Source organism: Paraburkholderia sp. PGU19 (assembly GCF_013426915.1).
Classification (GTDB): Bacteria; Pseudomonadota; Gammaproteobacteria; order Burkholderiales; family Burkholderiaceae; genus Paraburkholderia.
Genome location: NZ_AP023179.1, coordinates 3821224 through 3835144, shown reverse-complemented (window position 1 = coordinate 3835144; position 13921 = coordinate 3821224). Strand labels below are relative to the sequence as shown.

Here is a 13921-nt window from a genome sequence, read left to right as displayed (position 1 = left end):
GCTTTAGACCCCGCCCGTCACGCGTATCACTTCTTCGAGCGACGTCAGGCCCGATGCGAGCCAGCGGTCGCCGTCCTCGCGCAACGTGCGCATGCCTTGCTTGCGGCCAGTGTCGAGAATCTCGGCATCGGAGGCGTTGCGGTGAATCAGCGAGCGGATCGATTCGTCGACGTTCAGCAGTTCGTACACGCCGCGCCGTCCCGCATAGCCCGAATGTCCGCACTTGTCGCAGCCGACGGGATGCCAGAACTTGCGACCGCCTTCTTCTTCGCGCTCCACCTTGCACACGGGACACAGACGCCGCACGAGACGCTGCGCCAGCACGCCGAGCAGCGACGACGCGAGCAGATACGGCTCGACGCCCATATCCGTCAGACGCGTGACCGCGGACGCGGCGTCGTTGGTGTGCAATGTGGCGAGTACGAGGTGGCCCGTCAGCGATGCCTGCACGGCGATCTGCGCCGTTTCGAGATCGCGTATTTCACCAATCATGATGATGTCCGGGTCCTGACGCAGAATGGAACGCAGCGCGCGGGCGAACGTCATGCCGATCCGCTCGTTGACCTGCGTCTGGCCGATGCCGGACAGATCGTATTCGATCGGGTCTTCGACGGTCATGATGTTCGTCGTCGCCGTTTCGAGCCGCGACATCGACGCGTACAGCGTGGTCGTCTTGCCCGAACCTGTTGGACCCGTCACGAGCACGATGCCGTGTGGACGCGAAATCAGCTTGTCGAACTGGCCGAGCGTATCGGACGCCATGCCGAGCGCTTCGAGGTTCAAACGCTGCGCGTCTTTTTCCAGCAGACGCAGCACAGCGCGCTCGCCGTGGCCCGTCGGCAAAGTCGATACGCGCACGTCGACGGGCCTCCCGCCGACGCGCAACGTAATGCGACCATCCTGTGGCAGACGCTTCTCGGCGATGTCGAGTTGCGCCATGATCTTGATCCGCGAAATCAGCGCGCCGTGCAGCGCTTTCTTCGGACGCACCACGTCGCGCAGCGTGCCGTCGACGCGAAAGCGCACCACCGACGCATTCTCGAACGGCTCGATATGAATATCCGAAGCCTGTTCGCGCGCCGCCTGCGTGAGCAACGCGTTGATCATGCGGATGATCGGCGCGTCGTCTTCGGATTCCAGCAGGTCTTCCACTTCGGGAATGTCCTGCATCAGACGCGACAGATCGACTTCGCCTTCCACCTCGCCGACTACCTGCGCAGCGCTGCCGTCCTGGCGCGAATACGCCTGATTGATCGCCTGCGAGAGTTCATCCGCTTCGAGGCGCACCACCGACACCGCGCCGAAATTGCGCGCGACTTCCGCAAGCGCGGCCTGGGTCGTGCGTTCGCTGATCCACACTTCCATGGAATCGGCGTGCTGATGCGCCACGAGAATCTGACCGCTCTTCGCGAAGCCATACGGCACGAGTCGCGCGGCTAGCGCAGAGGGCGGCTCGCGATGCGCTCCGCCCGTGGCCGCTGAATCGGGCGGCGCGCTGCCAGGCGCGTGCGGCGTGCTCACGGCTGCACCTTCGGCGTACTCGTGCCCGGTTGCGCCGGGACCGTTTGTGCGGGCGGCTGCGCCTGCATCTGCGGTTGGGGCTGCATCTGAGGCTGCTGCGGCGGGACGTAGGCGGGAGCCGGGACGGGCACGCCAAGCGCCTGTTGTCGCCGCATCGCGTCGAGATCGAACAGGTTCAAAGGCGATCCACCCTGGCTCGGGCCAACCGGCATCGGCGGCACCACGGGATCGTCCTTGTCCTTGATCAGGTTGTTGTCGGACTTATATGCACCCGTCACGCCCTGGATGTAGTCGTAGCGGTTCGCCGTCACCGCTTGCGCCGTGTCGCGGTCGTTGATGATCACCGGACGCAGAAATACCAGCAGATTGGTCTTCGCGCGAACCTTGTTTTCGGAGCGGAACAACTGGCCAATCCATGGGATGTCGCCGAGCAGCGGCACCTTGCTGTTATTGACCTGGTAATTGTCCTGCATCAGGCCGCCGAGCACAATGATCTCGCCGTTGTCGGCGAGCACGGTCGACTGGATCGAGCGCTTCGTGAACTCAGGGCCGGCCGGATTGGTCGCCACGTTGGTCGTGCCCGCCACGATCGCCGAATCTTCCGTATACAGCTGGAGTTTCAGGATGCCGCCCTCGGTGATCTGCGGCTTGATGTGCAGCGTCAGACCGACGTCGATGCGATCGAAGGTGTTGAACGCCGTGGTCGCCGTGCTGCTCGTGAGGTTCGAATACGAGCCCGTCTGGATCGGCACGTTCGTACCGACGACGATCTTCGCCTCCTGGTTGTCGAGCGTGATGAGGTTAGGCGTGGACAGCACGTTGGCGTCGCTCGTCTGCGACAGTGCCTGCAGCAACGCGCCGAGCCCCTGCACGCCGAAGAGGTTGTGCAGCCAGCCTACATTCAGGCCCTGCTGGAGATTCTGCGCCGCCAGCGCGGTCGCCAGGCCACCCGTGGCGGCGCTGGCTGCCGCTGCCGCCGTCACGTTGACGATACTGTTGCCACCGCCCGTGGCAAGGTTGGTGCCCGCGAACACGTTGCCGCTGCCGATCTGCCACTGGATACCCAGGTTGGCGTTCGTGTTCGAGTTCAGTTCGACGATCAGCGCTTCGATGTAGACCTGCGGGCGGCGCACGTCCAGCTGGTCAATCACGGTGCGCAGATTGCGGTAGACGGGGTCGGACGCGGTGATGATCAGCGAGTTCGTCGACGCGTCGGCCTGGATCATGCCGCCGGGCTGATTGTCGTCGCCGCCGCTGCCTTCCTTCTCGCCGAGAAAGTCCGAGTTGTTGCTGCCCTGACCGCCATAGCCACCGCCGCCGGCGCCGCCCGTGCCCAGCGGATTGCTGCCCAGCGACGACCCCGACGACCCGCCCATCGATCCCGACGGCAGCGGCGGCGTGCCCGCGCCACCCGTCGACGAGGGCGAGTTGTTCTGGTTGAACGAGTTCGCGTTATTGCCGCCACCCGACGACGATTCATTGCCACCGCCACCGCCACCGCCACCGCCCTTGCCGAGCATGCCGCGCAGCGTCTTCGCAAGACGCACGGCGTCTGCATTGCGCAACGACACGACATGCATGTTGCCGGGCTGGCCCGTTGCGGCATCCAGCTGCCTGGCGAGCGACTTCGCCGCCGCGAGACGCCCCGCGTTCGACGCGCGCAGCAGCAGCGAATTGGTGCGCGGATCGGCCTGCACGGACACCTTCAGCGTGGCATCGGTGTTGCCAATCGTACCGGGGTCGAGCATCTTCGCCATTTGCGTCGCGACGTCGATCGCATTTGCGTTCTTCAGCGGCACGACCAGCACCTGCTGGCCCGCCGCCGTATCGACGCCAGCGATGATCTGCGCAATGCGGCGCACGTTGTCCGCATAGTCCGTCACGACAATCGTGTTGTTGCCCGGATAGGCCGCAACCGTGTTGTTCGGCGAGATCAGCGGGCGCAATACGGGCAACAGGTTATTCGCCGATTCGTTCTTCAGCTGGAATACCTGCGTGACCACCTGATCGCCGCGTGCTGCGGGCGCATTGCCGATATAGGTCGGCACGCCTTGCAGCTTCGCATCGGCTTCGGGCACGACCTTCAGGACGCCATGGTCCTGAACCAGCGAAAAACCCTGCATTCTCAACGCGGACTGCAAGGTCTTCAGCGCCTGGTCTTCGGGAACGGGATTCTCGGAAACCAGGTTCAATTGCCCTTTCACCCGCGGGTCGACGATGATCGTTTTACCCGTCGCTGCGCCGATCGCCCTCGCCACCTGATCGATGTCGGCGTTGACGAAGTTGAGCGTCACCTGAGCGTGGGCGATCTGCGCGGTGATCATGCCAGCGACCAGCAACGCTGTCGCGACGCGACGCAATGCCATACGATTTCTTCTCATGGATGTGGTTTCGAAGCCGACGTTGTGATCCGCCGACGGTCATGCACAGTGGACGACCGGCCGACACCTTGTCGTCCCCAGTCCGGCAAAACGCTTCCGTGGCAGCCAGTGCCAAGGATGCCTTGCCTCCCTGTAATCAAAAACAACGAACAGTAACAGCTTTTCATGTCGGAAATGTCACAGAACCGGGCAGTTCCGCGCGATTCCTCTAACGTTTCCGATCCGACGCTTCTCGGATTGCGTAATCTGTTAAGTTCTTGAAAGTTTTGCGTTCCGGACCGGTGCGCGTTGGCGGCCGCCTTTGGCCGCAAGTTACTCGCTTATGTCGGCTGGCCAACTTTAACACGACATGTCCAGCCGGTATGATACGGGCGGAATGATGGTTCGAGTATCCCGAAGGTAACGGGTTTTCCCGAGTTCAAGCCCGCCGGATATAGGTTTCGAGTCGTCTTTACCGTCCCGCTGCTCAGAAAGGAACATAGTTCGTCATCTTGACCGATGAAGCCAATCGCCGTCACTGTCGCCGTTGCTTTGGCCGCGCTAGTCAGCGCCGGGTCCGCGCGCGCCGACTGCTTCGACGAGGCCGCTGGCTATCAGAAGGTCAACCCGTTGATTCTTCGGGCCATTGCCTGGCAGGAATCGCATAACCGTCCCACGGCAGTGCACAAGAACGCCAACGGCTCGACCGACTATGGCGTCATGCAGATCAACTCCGTGCATCTGCCCGTGCTCGCGCAATACGGCATCTCGCAGGGTACGCTGATGGAGCCGTGCAAGAACGTCTACATCGCCGCCTGGCATCTGCGCCAGAAGATGAACAAGTACGGCAACACCTGGGCGGCTGTCGGCGCCTATCACTCGGAGACGCCGTCGCTGCGCGACGAGTACGCGCGGCAAATCGTGGCCATTCTCCGGAAGTGGAATCTGATGCCAACCAAATAGTTGGCAGCACCGCGCATCCCGTTCCCCATTCACCGCAGGTTACTTGAGGCGTCGCCTCGTTCCAGTTGATGCAAAATGCGGCTTCGTGCTGCTGCCTGTCCAGGTCCGTTTGAACGTCCGGCAGGCGCATGCGTCATTCACCCTCAAGTTTTCCCTATCGCGATGAACCAGCCGCTTCTGCCCGTTACCGTGATCTCCGGTTTCGTGGGCGCGGGCAAGACCGCGCTCGTCGATCAGATTCTGTCGAACCGCACTGGCCCGCGTATCGCCGCGATCGTCACCGATCTCGCCGCCGTCCGTCTCGATATCGACAACGCGGCGCCCGCATCGTCGCCTGCCTCGCAGGTTGAATTGCCGAACGGATGTCTCTGCGCGCAAGCCGGTGAAGATTTGCTCGAACAGTTGGCCGAACTGGCGTCGGCGAATCGTTTCGATGCGATCGTCATCGAAGCAGCCGCTATCGACGAACCGATGAGCCTCGTCGAGTCGATCATCGAAGACGAATCGCTCGCGACACTCGTGCGTGTCGATACTGCCGTGACCGTGATCGATGCAGCGGACTTTCTGCGCGACTACGCGTCGGCCGATGCATTGTCCGAGCGCGGCATCGCCGCTCATGAAGAGGACGATCGCACGATCGTCGAAGTGCTGATCGAGCAGGTCGAGTTCTGCGACGTGTTCGTCATCAACAAGGCGGACCTCGTTTCCACCGACGCTCTCGCGCATCTGCAGGCGATACTCGCCGCGCTCAATCCGCGCGCCGCGCAGATCGTGAGCACCTATGGCAATGCGCCTTTCGAGGAAGTGATCGGCACGGCGCGCTTCGATTACGACGCGACGTCGAATGCGGCCGGCTGGCTCGCGTTGCTGCACGATCCTTCGAGCCATGAAAACGAAAGTGGCGGCTCAGGCGTCGGGCATGTCGTCTATCGCGCGCGGCGGCCGTTTCATCCCGAACGGCTGTGGGCACTGCTGCATGAAGAGTGGAAGGGCGTGTTGCGCGGCAAAGGTTTCTTCTGGCTCGCGACGCGCAACGAGATCGGCGGTTCACTGTCGCAAGCGGGCGGCGCTTGCCGGCCGGCGCCGGCAGGAACGTGGTGGGCCGCGCAGGATCGCAGTGAATGGCCTGAAGGCGATGACGAGCTGCTGGAAGAAATCGCGGCCGACTGGTACGGCGATGCCGATGACTTCACGATCGGCGACCGTCGCCAGGAACTGGTGCTGATCGGCGTCGACATCGATCCGGCGCAATGGCGTGCGAAGTTCGATACATGTCTGCTGACCGACGACGAGTACGCATCGGGCGCCGAGGGATGGCGCGCACTGAGTGATCCATTCCCGGCGTGGGATCTCGAAGACGACGATCATGATCACCACGATCATGGCCACGATCGTCATCACCATCATGATCACGATGACGACGGCCATCATCATCACCATCATTGAACGCAACGGATTGACGTAATGCCCGTCGTCGAAAATGCAGACGAAAAAAAACCCGCCGACGGCGGGTGTCAACAACTCAGCGCTGATGCTTAGCGCTTGTTGACTGCGTCCTTGAACGCCTTGCCGGCCGTGAATTTAACGGTCTTTGCGGCCGGAATCTTGATGGTTTCGCCCGTCTTCGGGTTGCGGCCCGTACGTGCTGCGCGCTTGCCCGAACCGAAGCTGCCGAAGCCGATCAACTGGACTGCATCACCCTTCGCCACAGCCTTCTTGATAACTTCAAGCAGCGTGTCCAGCGTCTCGCCGGTTTGAGCCTTGCTGGCGCCCGTCTGACCTGCGACGGCGTCGATCAGTTCCTGTTTGTTCATTAAGGTTCCTTTCTGGTTTAGGTTGACACGAACAGCGCGAACGCGCCGATTATACGTGCGCGCGCCGCGCCGTCGAGCAGCGACGGCTCGGGAATACCCCCGACTCCCGCAGCACGCCTGGCGCCGCACGGAGCACCGTGCTGCCGCTTCCCTCGCGGCGCTTGCTATGATAGCGCAGCGCAAACCCAATCTGGATAAGGGTTTCGAAGAATTACACGCTGCAACGCCTGATACAGCATGGAAAACAGCCTTTTTGGCATGCAGAGCATCGAATAGATGCTATCCGAGTCGTTCAAAGCCCCGTCAGCGTTGGTTTTTGCCAACGTTCGACACCTCTCTGACAGGCTGCAGACGCCGTCTGGACGGGCTGTGACGGGTGTCGGCATGGTGTGACGGCTGCGAACTCGTGCTTCCAGTCAGTGCTTTGCCGTCGCCCAGTTATCTTCCTTGCACCGCATTTCATCGCGCATGACCGACCCGCTCGTTCCCGCCATCCTCGCGTTTCGCGACAACGGCACCCCCTATTCGCCACGCCACGACGACATCTATCACAGCGCCGTCGGTGCACTTGCGCAGGCCGAATACGTCTTCCTGAAAGGCAATGAATTGCCGTCGCGCTGGCAGAAACGGCGCGTATTCACGATGCTGGAAACGGGCTTCGGCATGGGCATCAACTTTCTCGTGACGTGGGCCGCATGGCGTGCGGACCCGGATCGTTGCGAGCGCCTGCATTTCGTATCGACGGAAAAGCATCCGTTCTCGCGCGACGATCTGATGGCAGCGAGCGCGGTGGCCGTTGCGGACGCATCGATCGCACCGCTTGCGCAACAGCTCGTCGATGCATGGCCGACGCTCGTGCCCGGCACCCATCGGCTCGAGTTCGAGGACGGGCGCGTCACGCTCACGCTCGTGTTCGGCGACGCGGCGCAAACGCTGCATTCACTCTGGCTGCGCGCCGACGCCTTCTATCTGGATGGCTTCTCGCCGTCGAAGAACCCGGAGCTGTGGACGCCCGCCACTTTCAAGGCGCTCGCTCGCCTCGCTGGCGATGACGCGACCTTCGCCACTTATACAAGCGCGGGCGATGTGAAACGCGGATTGCAGCAAGCCGGCTTCGAATACCGGAAAGTCGACGGCTTCGGATGGAAACGCGCAATGCTGGTCGGACGCTTTGCGCCGCGCTATCGCGTACGGCGTCACGAACCACCGTTGCCACTTGCCGTCGACGAACGGCATGCCATCGTGATCGGCACCGGGCTCGCGGGATGCGCAGCGATCGAACGACTCACGGCGCGCGGCTGGCGCGTCAAGTCACTCGAACGGCATGCGGGCGTCGCGCGCGATGCGTCGGGCAATCCCGCCGGCGTGTTTCATCCGATGATGTCGCGCGACGACAGCGTGGGTTCGCGCATCACGCGCGCGGGCTTCCTTTATGCGTTGCGGCAATGGTCCGCGCTCGAACGCCGCGGATATCGTCCGTTGCGCGGTCCGGAAGGTCTGCTGCAAATCGCTGCCGATGAAGACGAAGCGTCGGCGATGGCGCAGACGTTCTCTTCGTTCGCTTATCCGTCGGAGTACGTGACGGCCGTTTCCCGCGAAGAGGCGCAACACATCGCGGGCATGCGCGTTGCGCGAGGCGGCTGGTTCTTTCCGCACGGCGGCTGGATCGATCCCGCGTCGCTCTGCGCGGCGCAGTGCGAGGCGGCGGGCGGCTTGCTGGAGCGCCGCTTCAACGTCGTGGCATCGCGCGTCGAACGCGTTGCGAATCAATGGATTGTGTTCGATGCGAACGGCGCCGCGATTGCCGCCGCGCCCGTCGTCATCTTTGCGAATGCGCATGAAGCGGCGCGGATCGCCGGTCTGCACCATGCGCCGACGCGCAGCGTGCGCGGTCAATTGACGCTGCTGCCCAGCGATGCGGCGCACGCATTGCGCGTTCCCGTGATCGGCGAAGGGTACGCAGTGCCGCTGCCCGATGGCTCGACGCTGACAGGCGCAACCTATGACATCGACGATCCCGACACACAAATACGCGACGACGCTCACGTCGAGAACATCGACCGTATCGCGCAGATGCTTCCCGACATACATGAGGCGATCGGTATGCGAGCGCCTTCGTCGCTGACAGGGCGCGTCGCGTTTCGCTGCGTGACGAGCGACCGTCTGCCGATGATCGGCGCATTCGCCGACGAAACAGCCGCGACCCACGATGCAGGCAAGCTGCGCGGCGCGTGGCCGCTGGATTTGCCGCGCGCACAAGGGCTGTATGGCGCATTCGCGTTTGGCTCACGTGGACTTGTATGGGCGTCGCTCGGCGCGGAGCTGATCGCTTCGCAGATCGAAGGCGAGCCGTGGCCCATCGAGCGGGATCTCGCCGAAGCGCTCGATCCCGCGCGCTTTCTCTTGCGTGCGCTACGGCAGGGCACCGCCAACTGACTTTCTTCCTGTGGAAAAGTTATCCACGGCGCGTTGTGGATAACCGGGAAAAATGCGGGCGAAACTCGTGTGGAACGGATGTGGACGTAAACGGGGTAACTCGACAAACGTAAACGCGGGCCAAAAGTTATTCATCGAACCCAGTCGGACGCGCACACCAAGTGCATCCGGTTATGCGTTCGGCAACACGCTGATTCGCTTCGGTAAACCCGGGTTATCCACAGAAATGCGGCGGCCTTGTTAACTTCTACTACGTATACATACAGTAAACATATTGATGAAAAGCCCATGGTGGATCGACGTCCGTCGGCATCATCTTTCCTATTAAGAATTTCGCAAAGCTCGCCTGGCTTCACCAACCGTCTTCTTTGCTGTTCATCGCACCGAGACAGGAACGCCTGAGCGCAAGAACACTCAAACGCAAACACGCTGAAGATGCACTGCGTGAGGCCATCTCAGACGCGCAAAAACATCGCTGACAAGGCCATTCTTCTCCAAAGCACGCGCGTTTTCCGGTCGCTTTTTCCTGTTGTCACTAAGTTAGCGTACGTTTTACCGCTTTGAGCGCTTGTTCGACGCTTTTCCGTCAAGTGTAAAAAAGCTATGGCACAATCGCCGTTCTTCCGCGTCGCGTATTGCCCCCGCAACCGACGCGCCAATGGAACGGTTGCCGGACCCACAGAATCTGATTCAAAAGTCGACGGCGCTCTTTTCACTCACGTCGGGCTGCCCGTAGTCATGCGGCATCGGCGTGGTCGTTTCAGTTTTTCACCCGATCGTTGACAACCCGCAACGCCGGCAGACGCGAACCGATCGCGGCAACGGACGCGGCGCGCGCTTTGCGTGCCGACGCCGTCTGCCCGTTCGCGTTGCCGGGCGGTGCTGCAAAGGAGAAGCCACCACGATGAAGTCGGCGTTTTCATTCTTTCCAGGCTGGCCGCTCACGCCCGATGCGATTTTCTGGGCAGGCCTCGCTTTGCTTGCCGCCGGTCTCGTCGGCGAGCTGTGCTATCGCGCGTGGCATCTGCCGCGTATTTCCGGGTATGCGGTGATCGGGCTGATCGCGGGCTCGGCGGGATCGGGCGTGATCGACGCGGACTCGGCTAGCACCGCGCGTCCGTTGCTCGATGTCGCGCTCGGCCTGCTGCTGTTCGAACTCGGCAGCCGGCTGGATCTGCGCTGGATTCGCCGCAATACGTGGCTCATCGTGTCGAGCATCGCCGAATCGACGCTCACGTTCGTGCTCGTGCTGCTGGTGCTGCTGTTCCTGAACGTGTCGTCGGTGACGGCGCTCGTGCTGGCGTCGATCGCAATGGCGACTTCGCCCGCGATGGTGATCCAGCTGAAAACCGAGGTGCGCGCCGAAGGCCAGGTCACGCAGCGCCTCTTGACGCTGACGGCGCTCAACAGCATGTATGCGGTGATCGTCGAGAAGCTTGCGTCCGGCTGGCTGCATCAGGAAGCCTACGGCAACGTGCTCGCGACGATCCTCCAGCCGCTGTATCTGCTGATCGGCTCGCTGATCCTCGCGTACCTGCTCGCGCGCACCATCACGTTCTTTTACAAGCGTGTGAATCTGCAGGACGAGCACTCGTTCGTCGCGCTGTTCGGCCTCGTGCTGCTCGCCATTGCCATCGCGCACATCTTCAAGCTGTCGACGATTCTCAGCCTGCTCGCGGCGGGCATCATCGTGAAGAATCTGGAGGCGCGCCCGCAACTTTGGCCGGAGCACTTCGGCACGGCGGGTTGGCTGCTGACGGTGATTCTGTTCGTGCTCACGCTGACCACGTTCGAATGGCGTGACGTCGCGATGGGCGGGCTCGCAGCCGTCGGATTGATCGTCGCGCGGCTGGTGGCCAAGCTGGTCGGCGTACTCGCGTTCGCCAAGCCGAGCGGACTCGACATGAAGCAGGGCATGGCGCTTGGGTTGTCGCTGTCGCCAATGTCGGCGCTCGCGTATCTGCTCGTCGACGACACCTACCAGCTCTATCCGAATTTCGATCCGACGCTGCGCGCGGTCACGATGTGCTCGATCGTCGTGCTGCAGCTGGTCGGGCCGTGGCTCGTCTACCGCTCGCTCGCGCTGGTGGGCGAACGCCGCGAATAAAAGCGGCAGGCCCGCACACCGTATTTTCATGCAGCTCGAGCGTTCGGCTGCAGCATTCGACAGTCAATCCGGCCGGCGCCGCCTGCAGCGGGCGCTGATGCCGACATGAATCAGGAAACGCCATGTCACTCGAAGCCTTCATCGATTCGAAACCGTTCACCTTCGGTGTCGAACTCGAGATGCAGATCGTCAATACCCATGACTATGATCTGACCAAAGCAGGAACCGACCTGCTCCGGCTCATCAAGGACGAAAAGATCCCGGGCAATATCACGCCGGAAATCACCGAGAGCATGATCGAGCTGTCGACGGGCATCTGCACGACGCACGAGCAGGCTGTCGCCGATCTGCGCACGATCCGCGATACGCTGGTCGCTGCGGCCGACCGGCTGAACGTCGGCCTGTGCGGCGGCGGCACGCACGCTTTCCAGCAATGGAGCGAGCGCAAGATCGTCGACACGCCGCGCTTTCAATACCTTTCGGAACTCTACGGCTATCTCGCCAAGCAGTTCACCGTGTTCGGCCAGCACGTGCACATCGGCTGCCCGGATGCCGACAGCGCGTTGTTCCTGCTGCATTCGATGTCGCGCTACATTCCCCACTTCATCGCGCTGTCGGCGTCGTCGCCGTTTGTGCAGGGTGTCGATACGGGCTTTCACTCGGCACGCCTGAATTCCGTGTTCGCGTTTCCGCTGTCGGGCCGCGCGCCGTTCGTCCTCACGTGGGACAGCTTCGAAGAATACTTTTCGAAGATGGTGCATACGGGCGTCGTCAACAGCATGAAGGACTTCTACTGGGACATCCGGCCGAAGCCCGGCTTCGGCACCATCGAAGTGCGCGTGATGGACACGCCGCTTTCCGTCGACCGCGCGGCCGCGATTGCGTGCTACATCCAGACGCTTGCGCGTCATCTGCTGCTCGACAAGCCTTTGATGCCAAAGGAAGACGACTATCTCGTCTACACGTTCAACCGATTCGAGGCGTGCCGCTTCGGTCTGGCGGGCACGTGTATCGATCCACAGACGGGTGAGCGCCGGACGATTTCCGAAGACATCATTCACACGCTCGAGCGCATCGCGCCGCATGCGGATGTGCTGGGTTCAGGCAAGGCGCTCGAAGAAATCGGCGCGATCGCGCGCGGGCAGGTGAACGATGCGACCTGGCTGCGCAATGTGGCTGAACAGGAACAATCGCTGCACGAAGTGGTGCGGCAGCAGTGTCTGCAGTGGCGCGCATAAACCGCGCGTAAAAGCCGGAGGGTATGTGCGCCGTACGGTGCAGTCCGGCGCGGCAGGCGCGTTGGATGCTACCGCCTCGCCGCCAGGCAGAGTTCAGAAATCCGCTTTTTGCGGGTTTTTTTATTTTTGTCGAATGCCGATGGAGCGTCCTCCAGCTTTTCTCGAAGTTTACGTATACATACGTAGTAGTACGTTAACAAGCATTGCGTTTGCCTGTGGACAACCAAATAATTCCCTGCAAACTCAAGAGGCTGCGTAAACTATAACTACGCGGATCGGGCGCGCATCCCGACCGTAAACCTGGGAGAACGATTCTCATGGGCGCTGAGGTCGAGCGGGTTATCAAGAATCGACGCACATGTCGTCCCCGTCTTATCCCGTGGTTATCCACAGATTGCATTGGATAACTTAGCTGTACGATTTGCCGCTCTCGCATAGAATGTCGTTTTTCGTCGTTGCGGCCTGCCCCGGATCACGTCGATGCGTGGCCCAAAGCGCAGGAGTCGCACCGCATGAAGCATTTGCAAAGCCTGAGAAAGCGGCCGGGACAAGGCCCGCATCACAGGAAGTTTTTGAGATAGTAGGAATCAACGAGCCGGCTTGACCGGCGAAGCTTCCCCCCACAGACTGTCGGCGCGCCGGCATCGGAAATCGGATGTCGACGGGCAACGGCACGCTGTCAACAACGAACGAAAGACTATGAGCGAAGGCGTATACGGAGAGCAGGCAACCGGGCGGGTGACCCACAGCCTGCTGCGACTCAGCACGGCCATGCGGAGCCAGGCATGGGAATGGGCGGAAGGCGCGGGTCTGACGCCTACCCAGGGCGAAATTCTTGTGCTGCTGATGCAGCGCAAGGGGCCGATGCGGCTCGGCGAAATCGCACGCGAAACCGCGCTGACTGCCGCAACCACGAGCGATGCCGTGAGCACGCTGGAAAGCAAGGGTCTCGTCGAAAAGCGCCGTGCGCTCGATGACGGGCGCGCGCTTGCCGTGCGTCTGACGGCTCGCGGCCGCACTGCGGCCAAGCGCGCCGCGCAATGGCCTGACTTCCTCGCCAAGGCGGTCGGCACGCTGCGCGACGAAGAACAATCGATCTTCTATCGCACGCTGCTGAAGACGGTGCGTCAGCTCGAAGTGCAAGGTCACATCCCGCCGCACCGGATGTGCGTGACCTGCACGCATTTCGAGCCGAGCAAGAACCCGAAGAAGACGCCGCATCGCTGCATGCTGCTCGATCTGTCGATGTCGGATACCGATCTGCGTCTGGACTGCTCGGTGCACGAAACGGCGGACGCGGCGACGCAGAAAAAGACCTGGAAGATCTTCGCGCAGCAAGCCTGAGTCGGCTAAACTGCGGAGCCGGCCGCCGCTCGCGGGTTTGCGCGAGCGGGGCGGGCGAGCTTGCGCCGTTTTGCGCATCGGCAGACGGCGTGTCTTCCGGCGCGCCTTTGAGGCGCGTCCAGTCAACCTGACGGTGGG

The 13921-nt window shown here is 62.1% G+C and carries 9 protein-coding genes; 6 read left to right on the top strand and 3 right to left on the bottom strand.

The annotated features are described in order from the left end of the window. Positions 1-3: 3 nt before the first annotated feature. Positions 4-1521, bottom strand: a complete 1518-nt coding sequence (gspE, locus tag H1204_RS17470) for a type II secretion system ATPase GspE (RefSeq protein WP_180729264.1) — start codon at positions 1519-1521, stop codon at positions 4-6. Beyond that, positions 1518-3887, bottom strand: a complete 2370-nt coding sequence (gene gspD, locus H1204_RS17465) for a type II secretion system secretin GspD (protein WP_180729263.1) — start codon at positions 3885-3887, stop codon at positions 1518-1520. The genes gspE and gspD overlap by 4 nt, the downstream gene beginning before the upstream one ends. 513 nt (positions 3888-4400) lie before the next feature. Here gspD and H1204_RS17460 point away from each other — a divergent pair. Together H1204_RS17460 and H1204_RS17455 are read left to right on the top strand one after the other, a co-directional pair. Next, positions 4401-4844 carry a lytic transglycosylase domain-containing protein gene (locus H1204_RS17460; protein ID WP_007750204.1) on the top strand — a complete coding sequence of 148 codons (444 nt, stop codon included), beginning with the start codon at positions 4401-4403 and terminating at the stop codon, positions 4842-4844. Between the two features lie 162 nt (positions 4845-5006). Then, complete coding sequence (locus H1204_RS17455) at positions 5007-6290, top strand: GTP-binding protein (RefSeq protein WP_180729262.1); 1284 nt, start codon at positions 5007-5009, stop codon at positions 6288-6290. An 89-nt stretch (positions 6291-6379) separates the two neighbouring features. Here the strand turns inward: H1204_RS17455 and H1204_RS17450 are convergent, their stop codons facing one another. Further along, positions 6380-6658 carry an HU family DNA-binding protein gene (locus tag H1204_RS17450; RefSeq protein ID WP_007581741.1) on the bottom strand — a complete coding sequence of 93 codons (279 nt, stop codon included), beginning with the start codon at positions 6656-6658 and terminating at the stop codon, positions 6380-6382. A gap of 468 nt (positions 6659-7126) precedes the next feature. On the opposite strand from H1204_RS17450, the gene mnmC reads away from it, so the two are divergent. The 4 genes from mnmC to H1204_RS17430 all read left to right on the top strand — a co-directional run bounded on the left by mnmC (position 7127) and on the right by H1204_RS17430 (position 13783). Further along, positions 7127-9094 carry a bifunctional tRNA (5-methylaminomethyl-2-thiouridine)(34)-methyltransferase MnmD/FAD-dependent 5-carboxymethylaminomethyl-2-thiouridine(34) oxidoreductase MnmC gene (mnmC, locus tag H1204_RS17445; protein WP_180729260.1) on the top strand — a complete coding sequence of 656 codons (1968 nt, stop codon included), beginning with the start codon at positions 7127-7129 and terminating at the stop codon, positions 9092-9094. 904 nt (positions 9095-9998) lie between these two features. After that, positions 9999-11201 carry a cation:proton antiporter gene (locus H1204_RS17440; protein ID WP_090835020.1) on the top strand — a complete coding sequence of 401 codons (1203 nt, stop codon included), beginning with the start codon at positions 9999-10001 and terminating at the stop codon, positions 11199-11201. Between the two features lie 122 nt (positions 11202-11323). Beyond that, positions 11324-12439 carry a YbdK family carboxylate-amine ligase gene (locus tag H1204_RS17435; RefSeq protein WP_180729259.1) on the top strand — a complete coding sequence of 372 codons (1116 nt, stop codon included), beginning with the start codon at positions 11324-11326 and terminating at the stop codon, positions 12437-12439. Between the two features lie 699 nt (positions 12440-13138). Next, positions 13139-13783 (top strand): MarR family winged helix-turn-helix transcriptional regulator, encoded by a 645-nt coding sequence (locus tag H1204_RS17430; RefSeq protein ID WP_028363966.1) that lies wholly within the window; start codon positions 13139-13141, stop codon positions 13781-13783. Positions 13784-13921: the final 138 nt, after the last annotated feature.